The organism is Dermacoccus sp. CCH2-D9, from assembly GCF_001556795.1.
Lineage (GTDB): Bacteria > Actinomycetota > Actinomycetes > Actinomycetales > Dermatophilaceae > Dermacoccus > Dermacoccus nishinomiyaensis.
This window is the reverse complement of the sequence record NZ_LSJT01000113.1, coordinates 32,110-48,646: the sequence shown is the minus strand read 5'-3', so window position 1 is coordinate 48,646 and position 16,537 is coordinate 32,110. Positions and strand designations below refer to the sequence as shown.

The following is a 16,537-nucleotide window of genomic DNA, read 5'->3' as shown; positions in this document are numbered from 1 at the left end:
GGTCGGGTCACCGCCGTAGGCATGATCGCGGTGGCGCGCGGGCGCGCGATCGAGGTCGCGACGCAGGTGCCCGCAACGGGTGCAGGCGTCGAGGACGGAGCCTCCCAGGGGCAGATCCGTGCACGGACCACCGCACACTTCGCACGCGCTCATGGAAACGGGCCACCTGCCTTCCTCGACCCCGATACTCTAACGGGCGACCCGGAAGCAGGCAGCCGAACGGCGAGGAGAGCCACAGGATGCACGACGAGCGCGACGCCGAGCTTCTGCGCGTCCTCTATCTGTCGTGGCGCGACCGCGAGAACCCCGAGTCGGGCGGCTCGGAGGTGTTCGTCGAACGCACGAGCGAGGTGATGAGCGAGCTTGGCGCCGACGTCACGATCCACACGGCTCGTTTCCCCGGCGCCGCACGCCGCACGATGCATGGGGACGTCACCGTGATTCGCGCCGGCAACCGGTTCACCTGCTACGCCGCGGGGCTGTGGCACCTCGTGCGGCACCAGCGTGACTACGACGTCGTCATCGACGTGCAGAACGGCGTGCCGTTCTGGTCGCCGCTCGTCGCGCGCATCCCCGTCGTCGCCGTCGTCCACCACGTCCACCGCGACCAGTGGGCGAGCATCTTCAGCCCGCGCCTCGCAAGGTTCGGCTGGTTGCTCGAGTCACGCGTCGCGCCGTGGGTGTACCGGCGCTGCCGCTACATCACCGTCTCGAAGGCGAGCCGCAGCGAACTCGCGAGCCTCGGCGTCGACGCCGAGCGCATCGACCTCGTCTACTCCGGCAACGACCACCCGCGCGATCTCGAATCCTACGCCGACGTGCCCCGCAGCGCCGCGCCATCGCTCACCGTCCTCGGCCGGCTCGTGCCGCACAAGCAGGTCGAGATCGCCGTCGACACCCTCGCCGAACTGCGTGAGGAGTTCCCGGGCCTGCACCTCAATGTCGTCGGCTCGGGTTATTGGCAGCCGAACATCGAGCGCCATGCCCGTGAACGCGGCGTCGAGGACGCCGTCCACTTCCACGGGTTCGTCGACGAGGCGACGAAGCACACGCTGCTCGCTTCGTCCTGGGTCGTCATGATGCCTTCCTACAAGGAGGGGTGGGGCCTGACGATCGTCGAGGCCGGCCTGCACGGCACCCCGGCCGTCGCGTTCGCGCAAGCCGGAGGGCCGAGCGAGTCGATCCAGCACGGCTCGACGGGCGCGCTCGCCTCGACGACGGCGGAGATGATCGACGACGTGCGCGTGCTGCTGTCGCGCAACGACGTGCGTGAGGCCTATGGACGCAACGCTGTGACGTACGCGCGCTCGTTCAGCTGGGAATCGGCCGGCCGCAACGTGCACCACACGCTGCTCGACGTCCTCGGCCGCGCCGAGCGCGCACCCCAGCCGCCCGACACGCCCCTGCACGTGCGACGCCTGCGCGAGCTCGTCGCCGAACGCGATGCCCGCCGCGGCGCTGCCGAGCTGAGCTGACGGGCTGGCGCCGCCCGGCGCGGGCTGCCGCTGAGCCGAGTCAGGGCATGCCAGAGCGGGGAACGACCGTCGAGGTCGTTCCCCGCTCTCGTCTGAGATGAGGGAGCCGGAGGCTCAGCCGTCGTAGCTGATCTTCGACTGGTACTGCTGCGGCTGGCTCGAGTTCTGCGACTGGACGAGACCCCAGATCGCGAACAGAGCGAGCAGGAAGCCGACGACGGCTCCGATGATGTTGTACATCGTCTTGTTCGTGGATGCGCCCATGGGGTTGACCGCCTTCACCTTCGCTCGTGGTCAGCCGCCGCGCCACCGGGTGGCACGACGGAGCATCGCCGAGGCGACGCGTTTGGTTCAGCTTAGCCGCTCCGGCGCGCGGGTGCATCGCTTTCGACGCAAAACCCCGCCTCGGCTCGTACCCGCGACGACCACACCGGCGGTGATGATGCTCGTCACGAGGCCGATCGCGCGCCACCACGGCGTCGCCGGGCGAGGCGTCGCACCGGGGACGGACCACGTCGTGAGGTGCGAGACCGGCGGCGCGGCGGCGAGCGGCGTCGCCCCCGCGCGGCGGACGAGATCCGCGACGGCGGCGGCGTCCGGCTGGTCGGTCTGGACGATGACGCGGCTGACGCCGGCCCGAGCCATCGCGTCACGCAATTCGTCGGCCGAGCGGTGAACGAGAGCGCGACCGACGGCGGCGGCGTGCGGGTCCTCCCCCGCGACGACCCGCACGCCAGAGCCCTGACGCACGGCCAGCGCGTCGTCGGCGATGACGCGGCCGGTGAGCAAACGGTTCCAGGGGTCGAGGACGGTGCGCTCGCCGTTCCAGGCGTAGCGACGGTAGGTCGACCAGGGCAGGACGAGCGTCGCACCGTTGGTCCCGGCGTCGAGGTCGCGCGCGACCTGCGTCCACGGCGCGGGATAATCGACGCCGCGCCACTGTCCGCCGCGTGCCCACGCGAGGCCCGGCAGGAGCACGAGCGGGGCGACGATGCCGCCGATGAGGGCGACGGGCGCGAGGATGCTGCCGCGAGCGCGGCGCACCTCGGCGTCGATGAGCAGCCCCCAGCCGAGGGCCGCCGGGACGACCCAGAGGGCGACGAACTTCTGCCCGTCGCGCAGCAGCCCGCCGCCGGGCACGTGCAGGACGATCGCCGTCATGACGTCACGCAGCCCCGGCACGGTGCTCGCGCCCGCGAGGAACAGCCCCGTGACGGCGAGCGCCGTGATCGGCCCGCGACCGAGGCGCCGGGCGGCGATGACGCCGGCGACGCACACGAGGGCGGAGGCGAGCACGATGGGCGCTGAGCTGCGTTCGGCGAACCATGACGGCGCGTGCCAGATGCCGCCACCGCCGAGCAGGGACGTCCACACGGGCCCCGCGCCGTCGCTGCGGGCCGCGAACGCCTCGACGCCGGCCGCGTCGGCGGCGTCGCTCGGCGCGGCCGTGAGGAACGGCCACCACCACGAGGCGTTGAGGCCGACCCAGGCGAGCACCGTCAGCAACGTCGGGCGCCACCCGGCGCGCCATGCCAGCCGTCCCGCGCCGGGTGCGAACGTCACAGCGGCGAGGGCCAAGGCCACGAGGACGGCCCCCGTCGAACCGGACGCCGCCGACATGACGAGCGCGACGGCGACGCTGCGGCGGGCGTGCGTCGCATCGGCGTCGCGGTGAGCGACGCTCTCTCTGGCGCGGTACGTGTCGATCCAGGCGTCGACTTCTCCCGCCGAATCAGCGCGGCGAGCAGTCTCGGCCTCCGCGCGGCCGGCCGCGACGCCGTCCGACGAACGTGTGCGAGCGCGGCGCGCCTCGAGCGCCCCGACGATCGCCCACACGCACGCCGCGTAGCCCCAGAGGTACCCCCAGTGGCCGATCGCGAGACGCTCGGCGACCCACGGGTTCCAGGCGAGCAGGACGCTCGCGCACACGCGCGCGAGCACCGGCGCGCGCCATCGATCGACGCCTGCGCCGAGGGCGAGGAACGCCCCGAGCAGGATGATCTTCTGCGTGATGTCCCCGGGCAGGACGAGGTCGAGCAGTGCGACGATCGCGTCGTTCGGCACCGCGCGCGGCACCTGCCCGGCCGTACCGAGCGTCGTGTCCGACAACGGCAGGTGCGGGACGAACACCATGTCGTAGTGCAGCCAGAACCCGCGCGTCAGCAGCATCGGGCCGAGGATGACGGCGGCGCACACCGCGCTCGCGAGCAGCCCGGCGTGACGGCCCGCCCAGCGCGTCGCGCCCCACGCAGCCCCGTGCGTCGCTCCCCGGCCGGACGTCGTGACGGCGTCACTCGAACTCGGCAAAGGCCTCGCCCATCTTCGCGCTCTGACGGCGGATGTCGTGCTCGGCGAGCATCCGCGCGCGGTTCGCCGCCGACGCCGCACGCGCGGCCGAGTCGTCGGTGAGGAAGTGCACGAGACCCTCGGCGAGCGCGTACGCGCCCGACTCCGTCAGCAGGTTGGGTGCGCGCACGGCTTCGTCATTGGTGCCGCACGCGGTCGTGACGACGGGCAACCCGCACGCCTGCGCCTCGAGGTAGGCGAGGCCGAGCTGTTCGGTCCACTTCCACGTCGGGCGCGGCGCCGTCGTGAAGACGCGCGCGGAGCGCAGCAGCTCGGCGACGCCGTGCGCGTCGAGTGATCCGGCGCGCACGACGGCGCCCGGTTCGGCCTGCTCGGCCTCCTCGACGAGCCCCGCGAGCGGCCCGCTACCTGCGACGACGAGTTGCGCGTCGGGCACGCGCCGACGCACGAGGCGCATCGCGTCGAGGACGGTGTCGATGCCCTTGTTCGCCGCGAGCGGCGAGGTGAACACGACCCGCGGTCGGTCGGCGAGTTCGGCTGCGGGGTGGAACAGTTCGACGTCGACGCCCGGCTTGACGACGCGCACGCGCGACAGGTCGAATCCGTTGAGTTCGAGGTGGTCGCGCGCCGCGTCGACCATGCAGAGGATGAGGTCGGCGTCCCGGGTGCTCTCGAACGCCTGACGGTACGGCGGCAGCGCGTACAACGGTTGGCGCGGCAGGTTCTCCCACGTGATGACGGCCTGCCGCAGCCCCGGGCGGCGTCGGCGCCGCGCGCTGAGCTGGCCGGTGACGAGCGAGCACAGCTCGAGGCTCGCGACCCAGTCGGGGCGCGTCCGCTCGAGCTGTTCGTCGAGCCCCTGCGCCCACGCGAACGCGCCGGCCTCGATGAAGCGCGTCACGGGGCGACGGTACGTCGTCGGCATCCAGGTGAGGTCGCCGAACGGCTCCTCGCGCGCCATCGCCGTGACGTGTGTGCCCGGCATCCGCGACATCCAATACAGCTCACGGCGCGGCCGCTGATCGGGCAGCGACAGCCACAGCAGCTCGCGGGTCATCGCGCGTGATCGCGCCGTGCGCTCGCCGCGCCGAGGGCGTAGCCGACGGCCTCCATCGCGCGCATGCCGACCATGCCGACCGCGTGCAGCGGGCGACGCGCGAGGTCGTCGCGGTGCGCCCAGTACGCCGTCAGCACGTCCCGGCCCTGCTGCCCGACGGCACCGTCGTGCTCGGCCGCGAACGCAGGGATGCTGCGCCCGTAGTAATAGCGCTTGGAGAAGACGTCGCGCAGCGTGAGGCGGCCCTCGTCGTGGTCGATGATGATGGGGGCGAGCTCGATCCGCTGACCCGCGCGGCGCATCTTGAGCCGCAGATCCGCGTCCTCCGGCCCCGACATCGCGAGGTGGAACTCGCCGTCGGTGCGCATGAAGTCACGCCGCAGCAGCCGCGGGTTGTGCAACCACGGCTGGTCGAGGTAGCACTCGCGCTCCAGGGCCCGGCAGGCCGTCCAGAAACCGTCGCCGATCGTGCGCTCGGGCAGCGCGACGCCGTCGGCGCCGGTGCGCTGCGCCGTGTCGAGGGCGACCTCGATCGCCCGCGGCGGCAGGATCATGTCGCTGTCGAGCCATACGATCCACGGCGTCTGCGCGGCCTCGATGCCGCGGTTGCGCTGCGCGGAACGTTCCGGCCCGCCCTCGAGGTACACATCGGCCCAGCGGCGCGCGATGTCCTTCGTCGCGTCCGTGCTGGCGTTGTCCACGACGATGAGCGTGACGCCCGGCTCGCTCTGCTCCTTGACCGAGCGCAGCGTCGCTTCGAGGGTGCGCTCGTTGTTGCGCGTGGGCACGATGACGCTGACACCACGCTCGAACATCGCGTCAGGGGTTCGCTCGTCCATCATCATCCTCGTTCTGCGATCGCCCGGTCGGTCGTGGCTGTCTTCGTGGCTGGGTCCGTGGCCGCCTCGGTGTGCGGCCCCGCGCGGTGGCTGCCGCCGCTGCGGCGTGCGGTTCGTGGCGCGTCGTGCTGACGCAACAACCCGATGAGCGCGATGACGAAGCCGGCGCCCGCGATGCGGTGCGGCCACATGTTCGCGGCGATGGCGTCGGCGCTCACCTGCCCGAGGCTCGGGTCGAGCAGGAGGAACGCCCCGACGCCTGCGAGCACGAGCAGCGCCCCCGCGACGACGAGATGACGCGAGCGCACCCGCGTCAGGCGCAGCGCCGCGACCGCGACGAGCGAGGCGACGAGCCCCGCGGCGCCGACGCCGAACGTCGCGACCACGACGCATGCCACGTCGAGGCGCAGGTACTGAGCGTCGCTGCGCCGTGCGAGTGCGTCGGCGCGGCGCATGCTGCGCGTGTACGTCTCGCTGCGGTGCGGCACGGGCGCGCGCAGGCCGCCGCGTCGGGCGGCGACGATGACGATGGCGGCGATCGCCGCGAGCGTCAGCAGCGTGACGATCAGCGCCACGTTCGCCCAGCGCTGCGGCGCGAACCGCATCTCGACGGTGCCCTGCGCGCCGGCGGGCAGGATCCAGCCGGTGCTGTAGCCGTCGATCGTCGTCGGGGCGGGAAGCGCCTTGCCGTTGAGCGTCGCGCTCCAGCGTGCGTCGTAGCTCTGGCCGATGACGACGGCGCTCGGCGTCGCGCTCGATTCGAGGCGGATCGTCTTGTGCGTCGGCGTGTCGTCGGTGACGCGGAACGCGGGCGCCGCGGGCACGCTCGTCGCCTGCTTGCGGTTGTCGCGCAGGTCGAGGGAGTCGAGGACGAACCCTGGGGCCTGCTCGATGCGGCGATCGCCGGCGTCGAGCGTCACTGGCGTGCACGAGACCCAGCGCGTGCCTTCCTGCGAGGAGCGGGTGATCGTGTCGTCGTCGAGGCGCATCGGCACGGCGCGCCCGTCGATCGTCGCGACGTCGAGGCAGCGGTTCTTGCCGGGTGAGTCGAACGGGCCGAGGTCGGAGGTCTTCATCGACGCGCCCGTGTCGATGCGGGTGAACTCGGCGGGCGTCGCGAGCTCCGGGCCGTCGGAGGCGTCGATGACGACCCGCACGCGCGAGCCGCGGGTGCCGTCGGGCAGCGCGATGTGCGTGTCGCCGTTCTTGTTCACCGACGAGCTCGCGACCTTCTTGCCGTCGACGAGCACCGACACCTTCGTCGCCCACTGCGTGCGCTTCGCGTCGCCGAGCGTCGGTTTCTGCGTGAGGTCGACGCTGGTGATGTCGCGCGGCGCCGTCGTCAGCTGCCACCAGGCGCCCTTGGGCGAGGCTCCCCCGGGCACCCAGCCCGTGTCGCTCTTGCCGTCGGCCGCGGCCGAGGCACGGTACTGGCGTTTGTCGAACCACACGCCCGACGACGTCGCACGCACCGCGTCGCTGTACCCGGCGACCTCGTCGTAGATCTTCTCCAGGTCGTCGCCGTCGATCCGCACGCGGGCATCCCCGTTGAAGGTGCGGCCCTGCGGCAGGGAGACGACGCGGCGCAGCGCGATCTCGCTGTCGTCGGCGGCCGCGGGCGTGTTCTCGACGCGGCGCAGCAGGACGTCGAGGGGCGCGGACGAGAACGCCGAGCGGCCCGCGTCGTCGAGGCCTGTGTAGAGGCGTGTCAGCGTCGTCGGGGTGCGCGCGGCACGCGTCGCCTTCGGCCCGGGCAGGCCCAGTTCGGAGATGCCGACGAGGTTGAAGCCGTCGCCGCGGATGCTGTCGATGTGGACGCTGACGCGGTCCGCGCTCACGCCGCCCATGTGGAAGGTGGCCTTGCCCGAATCGGGGACGCGCACCGTGACGGAGCGGCCACCCGCCGTCATCGTCGCCTTGTCGATCTTGACGGGGCCGAGGTCGGGTTGGGCGATCGTGACGTCACCGAGCGTCTGGCTCGCGGGCAGGGTGAGGTCGAGGCGCTGACCGACGGCGCGGCGGAAGTCGCCGAAGCGCCAGCTCGTGTCGGGGTTGCCGTCGAACGCGTTCTCGGGCACCGCGTACGGCAGGTCGAAGAACGTGCCGCCGGAGGTGGTCGCGGTGACGAGCGTCCCGGAGCGCAGCAGCACCGTCTGATCGTCGGGCGAATCGCCGAGCGTGCGCGTCGTGCCGAGAGGGTCGCCCGCGGCGAGCAGCGCGCCGTTGCCCGCGGTGAGGCGCTGCGCGATGGCGGAGCGTCGCGCGTTCGTGTCGGTGATGACCAGGCGCCCCTTGGCCTGCAGCGCGCGCGTCAGGGCTGCGGCGTCGAGATCCTGCGCGTACTGCACGCTCGGTGACGTGCGCAGCAGCCCGGCGTTCACCATCTCGGGGAACGACCAGCCGTCACCCGCGACGACGAGGGAGTTCGCCATGCTCTGCGCCCGCACGGCCGTTCGCGGGTCACGCACGGTGTACAGCTGCACGGGGCGCAGGCTCGCCTCGTCGTACCCGGCGGGCGAGGCGACCGGCGACAGGACGTTCTGCCCGGGCTTGCCGAAGTTGCCGGAACCGAACAGGCCGGTGTCGGTGCCGATGAGGGCTTGGACGACGGCCGGGCGCGCTCCCCCGTCGTTCTCCCAGACGGTGTCGTGGCGCACGAGGACGTTGTCGGAGCCGAGGTAGCGCGCGAACGTCGACACCATGTCGCCCGACGCCGTACCGGACTGGACGGTGTCGTCGAGGGCCGCGAGGAAGTTGCCGCCGGGGGCGCTCGCGTTCGGTGTCGTCTCGGGGACGACGGCGTCGCGCTTCAGCAGGGAGTTCGTCAGGTCGTCGGGGCGCTGCACCGTCCAGCGGTACGTCGGGCGCGTCTGGCCCGGCAGGACGAGCGTCGAGGAGTGCGGGGCGCCGTCATCGGCGGCGCGGGCGGCGTCGTCCCAGTACGACGGGATGTCCATGCGCGAGATGTAGAGCCCGTTCGCCAGGGCCGGCAGCATCCAGGCGGCGACGACGATGCTCGCGAGCGCCGCGGCGATCGGCGCGAGACCGGAACGGCGGCGCACGAGACGCGTGAGATGGACGGCGCCGAACGCGAGGGCGACGGCGAACGACAGCGCGAGCAGCGCACCGATCTTGTTGGTCGTGCGGAAGGCGGCGAGCGGCGGGAACGCCAGCACGGCCTGGATGAGCCAGCCCGCGGGACTCTCCGCATCGTTCTCACCCGGGAACAGCCCGACCATGACGACGGCCGCGATCGCCGCCGTCAGCGCCGCGGCGCGCCGCACCCCGGTGCGGGCCCAGCGCAGCGACACGAGCGCCAGCGCGGGCCACAGGGCCGTCAGGGCGATGACCCAGGGGCTCGTGATGTAGGCGGCGTTCTGCGGCACCCACGGTCCGGCGTCGCCGTGGCCGTACAGTGGCCACAGCCCGAGCCCGCGCAGCACCTCGGTGAACGAGGAGACCTTGTGGATGCCGTCGAGAGTTTCTGACGTGCCGACGATCTGGCTGCCGGTGGCGACGGCCGACATCGCCGGCACGAGCCAGTACAGCGACACGGCGATGACGAACAGCGCGCACTTCGCGGTGACGGCGGCGACCTCGCGCCAGGTGCGGTGCAGGTGCCAGCGCGCGACGGCGGCGATCGGGATGATGCCGAACAGCTGGAACAGCGGCACGACGGCGACGTTCATGCCGCTCATCGCGAAGAACGCGGGCCCGAACAGCGCCGGCCACGCCCAGGACGACGGCCGCTGCAGGGCGCGCAGGTAGCACAGCAGCAGCCATGGCAGGAACGCCATCGGCAGGGCGATGGCGAGCGTGTTGCCCGCGGCGATCGCGTACGGATTGGCGAGATAGAACACGGCTGCAGCGAGCCCGAGCCAGCGTGTCGAACGCGGCGCGACGGTGCGCGTCAGGCGCGCGGCACCCCAGGCCGCGACGAGCCACAGTGCGAGGTGGAAGACCTTGAACGTCCACTCCGGCGACAGCCCGATGCCGCGCAGCGCGGACAGCACGAGCAGGACGGGCACGAGCCCGACGTTGAAGTTCGCCGACCCCAGGTACGGCGACGCCGTCCACGACGACAGGTACCGGCCGACCATCTCCCACGGCGCGAGGTACACCTCGGGCTTGATGTCGGTGTTGAAGTGGCCGAGATCGTTGAGGAAGACGACGGCCGCGAGCACCACGGCGGCGACGGCACAGGCCACGGCGTAGGCATCGAGGCGTCCGCGGCGCAGGATGGGTCGTCGCACGAGCGTCCTTCCGGGCCTGGGCCGAGGGGGTTCACGGACGGTCGACCGTGAAGCACCTAATATAACCAGCAGGTAGCCCACGTCACACGGGCGTTCGGAAGAAGGGTCGTGCAGGTGAACGCCACATCCGCCGACGCGCGCCCGGCTCCGGCTCCCGACTCGACGCAGGCCACGTCGGAGGCACCGTCAGGGCGCGGCGGCGTCGTGCTGGCCGTCGCGATGGGTCTCGGCAACCTGCTCAGCTACGTCTTCGTCCTCATCCTCACGCGCGCGCTCGGGCCGGCCGGATTCGGCGCGTACTCGGCGCTCATCACCCTCGGCATCGTCCTCGTCATCCCCGCAGGCGCGCTGCAGGTCGTCATCGCGCGACGTTGGGCGCACCCGTCGCTGCGCTCGAGCGGGCTGGGGCTCGCCGCGCGGGTCGGCGTCGCGCTGAGCGTCGTCACGATGCTCGCCTCCCCCGGCGTCGACGCGCTGTTCCACCTCGGCGGTTTCGAGCCGACGATCGCGATGGCGTTCATGCTCCTGCCGATGACGCTGACGGGCGCCTACCAGGGTGTCCTGCTCGGCAGCGGCGCCATCGCCCGCCTCGCCGCGCTCTACGTCGTGACGGCGGCGACCCGCGTCGCCGGCGCGCTCGGGTGCGCGGCGGCGGGCGCGAACGTCACGGAGGTCTTCGTCGTCATGGCGCTCACCGCGTGGTGCGCCGCCGCGTTCGGCCTGTGGGCGAGCCGCGACGCGCTCGTCGGCGTCGGCGCGGGCAGCGACGGGTTGGCGCGCGAGATGTGGCGATCGAACTCGACGCTCGCCGCGTTCACGGCGCTGACGAACGTCGACGTCGTCCTCGTGCGTCACTTCCTCGCCCCCGAGACGTCCGGTGCCTACGGTCTCGCCTCGACGTTCGCGCGCGCCATGTGCTGGGGCACGCAGTTCCTCGCGCTGCTCATCGTGCCGCGCCTCGCAGCCTCGAGCGCCTCCGCGGCGCACGCCGATTCGGGTGCGAATACTCGCGTGACGAACGGCACCCGCGCGTTGTGGCGGGCTGCCGGTTTCGTCGTCGCGCTCGGTGTGACCGGCTGCGTCGTCGGGTCGCTGCTCGACGCTGACGCCGTGGTCGCCTCCGTCGGTGGCCACGCGTTCGACGGCAACGGCTCCCTCGTCATCGCGTGCCTCGCACTCGGCACCGTCTGGGCGCTCGCGCAGTTGTGGCTGTTCTCGCAGATGGCGGGCGACGACACGCGCCTCGGCATGCTGACGTGGGTCATGGTCGCCGTGGAACTCGTCGCCGGGTGGCTCTGGTGGCACGACAGCGTCTGGCAGATCGTGACGCTCGCCGCGGCCTGCGCGGGCGTCGTCGTCGTGGCCGGCGCGTGGCGCTCGCGCAGCACGCGCGTCACCCACGTCGAGGACGCCCAGGACCTGCTCGTGCTCGATCACACGAGCTGACCCCCGACGTCCTTCGACCTCAAGGTCGGCTCGCACCGCTCGAACCGGACCCATCCGCTCAGGCTGGTCGGCCTAGTCCTACCGCCCCCATCGGGGGGCCGGTTTCGCTCGGCGCGGCCCAACAGGGCTCAGTGCTGGTCAGTGCTCTTCTGGCCGTCGCTCTTCACACCGTCGTCACCGATCTGACGCGAGCGGCCGAGCAGCACCTTCGCGACGGCGGTGATCGGCCCGGGCACGACGCCGACGGCCTTCCACATCGCCGCGTTGAGGCGGTCCTGCACCGTCGTCTGGTAGCGACGCAGCATCTCGTCCTGACGGCTGAGGCGCTTCGTGGTGCCGGGGCGGCGACGGAACGTCAGCGCGTGCAGGCCGTTCGCCCAGCGCGGGTCGTCGGCGTGCGCCGCGTCCCATTGCTCGACGATCTGCCAGCCCGGGTGCTGCTTCAGGAACAGCCTGTGCGCCTTCTGCACGACCGGCCACGACGCGTCGTCGATGAGGACGAGCGCCTCGTCGGCGAGCAGCGGCTCGACGGCGGCGAGCGCGAGGTAGTGCGACAGCAGCGTGTGCTCGCCGTCGTAGAAGTAGACCCCGACGGGGCGATCGAGTGCGCCGGGGCGCACCATGAGCTTGAAGCAGTCACCCTCGAGCAGCGTGACGTCGGCCTCCCCGGCGTGGGTCTCGAGGTTCGTCATGAGTTCGCGACGCGCGAGCTCTCCCGCCATGCCGAACTCCATGAAGTTCTCCATCGCGACGAACGTCTTGTCGCCGTTGCCCTGCACGGCAGCGCAGATCGAGCGGCCCTTGAACGTGCCGACCTCGAGGTATGCCTCGTCGGCGGGCATCGTCGCGGCGGCATGGTTGAGGACGGCGAGCTCGTTGGGCGCGGTGTACCCCGCGACGTCGTCGCACAGGGCCGACCAACGCGGGTCGATCGGTTCCGACGTCGCGGGCTCACCGGCGAAAAGGGCCGGCAGGTCGCGGAAGAAGGTCGAGGTGTCCATGGCGGTCCGTCCGTCGTGAGGGTCAAGAAGTGCGCGCGCGTACCGCGCGGTAACCGGTGACCATGGTCACACGTCGGGCGCACTTTCGCATGCGGTGTTCGCCAACTCGCGCGTCGCCCCGCCCGGGGCGAACCTCACCGTGCGGCGCCCTCGCGTTGCACCTGCGGCGCGAGCCACGTCCAGATCATCGCGGCGCCGCGCGGGGTGAAGTGCAGCGTGTCCTCGTAGAGGCTCACCCCGTTGATGACGGAGCGGTACCCGGCGCTGCACGTCTGGGCGTGCAGGTCGGCGAGCACCGCATCGGGGTGATGCTTCACCCACGCCGCGATGACGCCGTTCGCCCAGCCGACGGCGGCGTCGCTCGAGCCCTGCTCGGCGAAGAAGCGCAACGACGGATCGAGTCGCACCGGGTCGATGCGTCGGCACGGGAGATTGACGACGACCGTGCGCTCGACACCTGCGGCGCGGGCTCGCTGCGCCCACGAGTCGAGGGCCAGCTCGATCGACTTCGCGCCCTGCGGCGTCTGCGGCGCGGCGAGCACGCCGTCAAGGCGGTGCGTCGTGAGGAAGTGGGCGTCACCGACGATGACGAGAGTGCGCGCGTGCGCGTCGCGCAACTGCTTCTCGACGCCCGCGCGCCAGCTCGCGCAGCGCGTGGACTCGGCGACGTCCTGGCCGTCGTGGCTGATCGGCGCGGGCACGAGGTCGCAGCCGATCATCGTCGCATCGCTCATCGACAGGTCGGTGTAGACCGACGGCGAAAAACCTTGCGCGAGTGAGGAACTCACGCTGTCGCCCACGATGCCGGCGTCCTGGTGCGCGCCCGTGCGGTACGCGGGCGTCCCCGCGACGAGCGGCGGCACGTCCGTCGGCACGCCGGGTGCGCTCGTGCGGGCCTGGGCGGCGCTCGCCACCGCGAGCACCCCCGACGCGCCGATGGCGAGGGCCCGGCGACGGCTGCGTCGCAGGTGCGGCCACATGCCACGCAACCCGTCCTGCAGGATCGGCGCCTCGAGGTAGCGGAAGCTCACGACGGCGAGCGCGAACGTCACGACGAACTGGAGGAACCCGAGCGCGGGCTGCGGCACGTCGGGGCGCAGCCACAGGTGCACCGGCCAGTGGTAGAGGTAGAGGCCGTAGGAGATCTGTCCGACGAAGGCCAGCGGCCGCCAGCCGAAGACGCGGTTGATGGCAAGGCCGCGCGGGTCGATGCTCGACCAGCCCATGAGCGAGGCGCCAAGCGCGAACAGCAGCACGCCGCCCTTCGCGTAGACCCACTCGGTCTGCGCGTCGAGCAGGAATACCGCGCTGATCGACACGATCGTGCCGAGGACGCCGAGGGTCTGTGTCACCTCGCGCGACGGCAGGCGCGGCCCCCGTCCGTCGGCGCCGACGCCGAAGGCGAACCCGAACGCGACACCGACGAGCAACGCCTGCACGCGGGTGTCGGTGCCGTAGTACAGGCGCGCCTGATCCTCGAACGAGGCGAGCCCGAGGTGCGCCGTCCACCACGCACTGAGGCAGGCGAGCGCCATGACGAGGGTGAAGCGCAGGCGGCGCGAGCGCGTGAGTGCGCAGATCGCGAGGATGAGGAACGGGATGACGACGTAGAACTGCTCCTCGACGGACAGCGTCCAGGCGTGACGCAGCGGCGACGGGTTACCGATCTGGTCGAAGTAGCTGTCGCTCCGGCCGATCAACCTCCAGTTGAGGTAGAAGCCCAGGGTGGCGAGTGCGTCGCCGCCGAACTGCTTCTGCTGGGCGGGTTGCTCGAAGAAGGCGGTGTGCGTCAGCACTGCGGCGACGAGGACGAACATCGCCGGCAGCACGCGCCGCGCGCGACGCAGGTAGAAGCGGCGCACGTCGATGCGACCGGTGCGCTGACGTTCCTTGATGAGGATGCGCGCGATGAGGAAGCCGGAGAACACGAAGAAGTGGTTGATGCCCACCCAGCCGCCGACGAGGCCCGTCGCGCCGAAGTGATACGCGATGACGAGCAGGACGAACAGGCCGCGGTAGCCGTCCATGGCCGCGTAACGATCGGTGCGGGGACGCTCGACACGGCTCCCGCGCGAGCGTGCGGATGTGCTCATCGTCTGGCCACCATGTTCATCGGGCTGCCTCGTTCATCGGGCGGCCGCCACGATCTGCGGCGCGAGCCAGCCCCAGATCATCGGGGTCGCCTCGGGCGAGAAGTGGATGCCGTCGTCGTAGAGCGTGATGCCGTGGCGAGTCGGCTGGTACGACGAACCGCACACCGCGCCCGCGAGGTCGAGGACGGGCACGTGGTGTTCCTTCGCCCACGCCGTGATGATCGCGTTGACCCGTTTCGGGTGCCCAGCCTCGGCGACGAGTTGGGGGAACTTGTCGAAGTCGCCACGGTACTCGGGCGGCACCTGCAGTTCGTCGATGGTGCGGCACGGCACGGTCGTGACGGCGAACTTCGCCGCGCCCGAGGTGCGCGCGGTGGTGAGGGTCTTCGTCAGCGTGCGGGTGATGAGGTCGCGGTAGGCCGCGTCGTCGAGCCACAGCACCTTGCCGTCGACGTCGTGACGCAGTGCGAGGTAGAGCGTCGGCATGAGCACGGCCAGCCGGGAGTCGGAAGAACGCACCGTGGGCCCGAACGCCGCCTTCGCCTCGCGACACGGCGCGTCGTTGGGTTGCTGACGCGTCGCCGTCCACTGCACGGGCGCGTCGAGCAGGTCGCAGCCGGGGGCGCCGGCGTTCGTCACGACGAGGTTCGAGAAGTTGTCCTTCGGCATGCGCTGGGCGAGGAAGTACGGCACCGAGTCGCCGTACAGCGTGACGGCGAGTGGTCGGGCGGGCGGCGTGTACGTCGCCTGGCCTTCGACGAGCGTCGGGATGTGCGCGACGTACTGCGGGTACTGCGGCGCAGACACCTCGTGGGCCGCCGTGCTCGCCCCGGCGGGGATGGCCAGCGCCGCGACGAGGACCCCGACGAGACCGACGGCGCCCGCGCCGCCCGCGCGCCGCCCACCGAAGGCCCGCACCCCGCGCTTGATGACGGGCTTCTCGAGCCAGCGGTAGCTCGCGTCGGCGGCGGCGTACGAGAGCACGAGCGTCGCCACCGCGAGCGGGATGACGTGCCCGTGACCGAAGGCGCGCACGAGCCACAGGTAGATGGGCCAGTGGTAGAGGTACAGCCCGTAGGAGATCTTGCCGGTGTGCACCGCGAGACGGTTGGCGTGCAGCCGCACCAGGGGGGTGGGCACGCGTTGGGCGCACCCGATGATCCACGCGAGGCCGGCGAGGCTCGTGAGGAGCATCCCGCCGCGGGTGAACATCCAGTCACTCAGCGGCTCGATGAGCGCGATGCCTGCGAGCGTCGCGACGAGGCCGACCCAACCGAGGATCTCGAGCCGGCGGTCTCCCGCATCGAGCGGATCGCGACGATCCCGTGCCCGCAGCAGCCCACCACCACGTCCACGATGCCCCGTCCACACGCCCGCCGCGACACCGAGGGCGAGGGCCTGCATGCGCACGTCGGTGCCGTAATAGGCGTGTGCCTGCCCGCCCGGTGAGTCGAGATCGATCGTCGACGCCCACGCCGCCGACGCGAGCGCGAGGACGACGAACCCCGCGGTGCGCGCGCTGCGGCGGTGCGCGTACGTCAGCGCCGCGATGATGAGCAGCGGCACGACGAGGTAGAACTGCTCCTCCACCGACAGGCTCCACGCATGGCGCGTGATGCTCGGGTGGGTGAACTCCTCGAAGTACTGATCGTCGCGCAGCACGAGGCGCCAGTTCATGACGTACGTCAGGGTCGCGAGGATGTCGCCGCGCAGGTACGTGCGCTCCGCGGCTGGCGCGAACGCCCACCCGTCGAGGGTGACGGCGCCGACCATGACCAGCAGCGCCGGCGCGAGGCGACGCACGCGCCGTCGGTAGAACTCACGCACGCTGATCCACCCGAACTCACGCTGCTCGGCGAGCAGCAGGCGCGTGATGAGGAACGCCGAGAGGATGAAGAAGACGTTCATGAGGATCCACGCGCCGGGCAGGAACGTCAGTACACCGACGTGCCACAGCATGAACACGACCATGCTGTAGCCGCGGATGCCGTCGAGCCCGGGGCGGTAGGCGAACAGTTTTGAGGCCATCGTCGTTTCTCCTGGCCTCGTTTCGCGGGGCCGGTACG

10 protein-coding genes are annotated in these 16,537 nt (G+C 71.6%); 2 read left to right on the top strand and 8 right to left on the bottom strand.

Annotation, left to right across the window (positions count from 1 at the left end):
- Window positions 1–239 precede the first annotated feature (239 nt).
- The gene (locus AX669_RS10040; protein WP_062258209.1) at window positions 240–1,475 is read left to right on the top strand and encodes a glycosyltransferase family 4 protein; all 1,236 of its coding nucleotides are present in this window, start codon (window positions 240–242) and stop codon (window positions 1,473–1,475) included.
- A gap of 114 nt (window positions 1,476–1,589) precedes the next feature.
- On the opposite strand, the gene AX669_RS13435 is transcribed toward AX669_RS10040, so the two are convergent.
- The 5 genes from AX669_RS13435 to AX669_RS10020 all read right to left on the bottom strand — a co-directional run bounded on the left by AX669_RS13435 (window position 1,590) and on the right by AX669_RS10020 (window position 9,931).
- Complete coding sequence (locus tag AX669_RS13435; protein ID WP_156444985.1) at window positions 1,590–1,739, bottom strand: hypothetical protein; 150 nt, start codon at window positions 1,737–1,739, stop codon at window positions 1,590–1,592.
- Window positions 1,740–1,826: 87 nt separating this feature from the next.
- Window positions 1,827–3,782: a hypothetical protein gene (locus AX669_RS10035; protein ID WP_062258207.1), complete on the bottom strand. Its 1,956-nt coding sequence runs from the start codon at window positions 3,780–3,782 to the stop codon at window positions 1,827–1,829.
- Window positions 3,766–4,839, bottom strand: coding sequence for a glycosyltransferase family 4 protein (locus AX669_RS10030; protein WP_062258205.1), 1,074 nt, complete (start codon window positions 4,837–4,839; stop codon window positions 3,766–3,768). Before AX669_RS10030 ends, AX669_RS10035 begins: the two co-directional genes overlap by 17 nt.
- Window positions 4,836–5,678 carry a glycosyltransferase family 2 protein gene (locus tag AX669_RS10025; RefSeq protein ID WP_062258203.1) on the bottom strand — a complete coding sequence of 281 codons (843 nt, stop codon included), beginning with the start codon at window positions 5,676–5,678 and terminating at the stop codon, window positions 4,836–4,838. Before AX669_RS10025 ends, AX669_RS10030 begins: the two co-directional genes overlap by 4 nt.
- Window positions 5,679–5,680: 2 nt before the next feature.
- Window positions 5,681–9,931, bottom strand: a complete 4,251-nt coding sequence (locus tag AX669_RS10020; RefSeq protein WP_156444984.1) for an alpha-(1->3)-arabinofuranosyltransferase family protein — start codon at window positions 9,929–9,931, stop codon at window positions 5,681–5,683.
- A 114-nt stretch (window positions 9,932–10,045) separates the two neighbouring features.
- Here AX669_RS10020 and AX669_RS10015 point away from each other — a divergent pair, with 114 nt between their 5' ends.
- Entirely contained in the window at window positions 10,046–11,377 is a 1,332-nt protein-coding gene (locus tag AX669_RS10015; RefSeq protein WP_156444983.1) for a lipopolysaccharide biosynthesis protein, read from the top strand.
- A 128-nt stretch (window positions 11,378–11,505) separates the two neighbouring features.
- On the opposite strand, the gene AX669_RS10010 is transcribed toward AX669_RS10015, so the two are convergent.
- The 3 genes from AX669_RS10010 to AX669_RS10000 form a co-directional block, all read right to left on the bottom strand.
- The gene (locus AX669_RS10010) at window positions 11,506–12,378 is read right to left on the bottom strand and encodes a class I SAM-dependent methyltransferase (protein WP_062258196.1); all 873 of its coding nucleotides are present in this window, start codon (window positions 12,376–12,378) and stop codon (window positions 11,506–11,508) included.
- A gap of 134 nt (window positions 12,379–12,512) precedes the next feature.
- On the bottom strand, window positions 12,513–14,471 hold the full coding sequence (locus AX669_RS10005) for an acyltransferase family protein (RefSeq protein ID WP_082740829.1): 1,959 nt from the start codon (window positions 14,469–14,471) through the stop codon (window positions 12,513–12,515).
- Window positions 14,472–14,504: 33 nt separating this feature from the next.
- Window positions 14,505–16,499, bottom strand: coding sequence for an acyltransferase (locus AX669_RS10000; protein WP_062258192.1), 1,995 nt, complete (start codon window positions 16,497–16,499; stop codon window positions 14,505–14,507).
- Between the last annotated feature and the right edge of the window lie 38 nt (window positions 16,500–16,537).

What these genes read in the sequence shown, in the direction of transcription:
- AX669_RS10040 (WP_062258209.1), top strand. Translation starts at nt 240, where the DNA reads ATGCACGACGAGCGCGACGCCGAGCTTCTGCGCGTCCTCTATCTGTCG.
- AX669_RS10030 (WP_062258205.1), bottom strand. Translation starts at nt 4,839, where the DNA reads ATGACCCGCGAGCTGCTGTGGCTGTCGCTGCCCGATCAGCGGCCGCGC.
- AX669_RS10000 (WP_062258192.1), bottom strand. Translation starts at nt 16,499, where the DNA reads ATGGCCTCAAAACTGTTCGCCTACCGCCCCGGGCTCGACGGCATCCGC.
- AX669_RS10005 (WP_082740829.1), bottom strand. Translation starts at nt 14,471, where the DNA reads ATGAGCACATCCGCACGCTCGCGCGGGAGCCGTGTCGAGCGTCCCCGC.
- AX669_RS10025 (WP_062258203.1), bottom strand. Translation starts at nt 5,678, where the DNA reads ATGGACGAGCGAACCCCTGACGCGATGTTCGAGCGTGGTGTCAGCGTC.
- AX669_RS10010 (WP_062258196.1), bottom strand. Translation starts at nt 12,378, where the DNA reads ATGGACACCTCGACCTTCTTCCGCGACCTGCCGGCCCTTTTCGCCGGT.
- AX669_RS13435 (WP_156444985.1), bottom strand. Translation starts at nt 1,739, where the DNA reads ATGGGCGCATCCACGAACAAGACGATGTACAACATCATCGGAGCCGTC.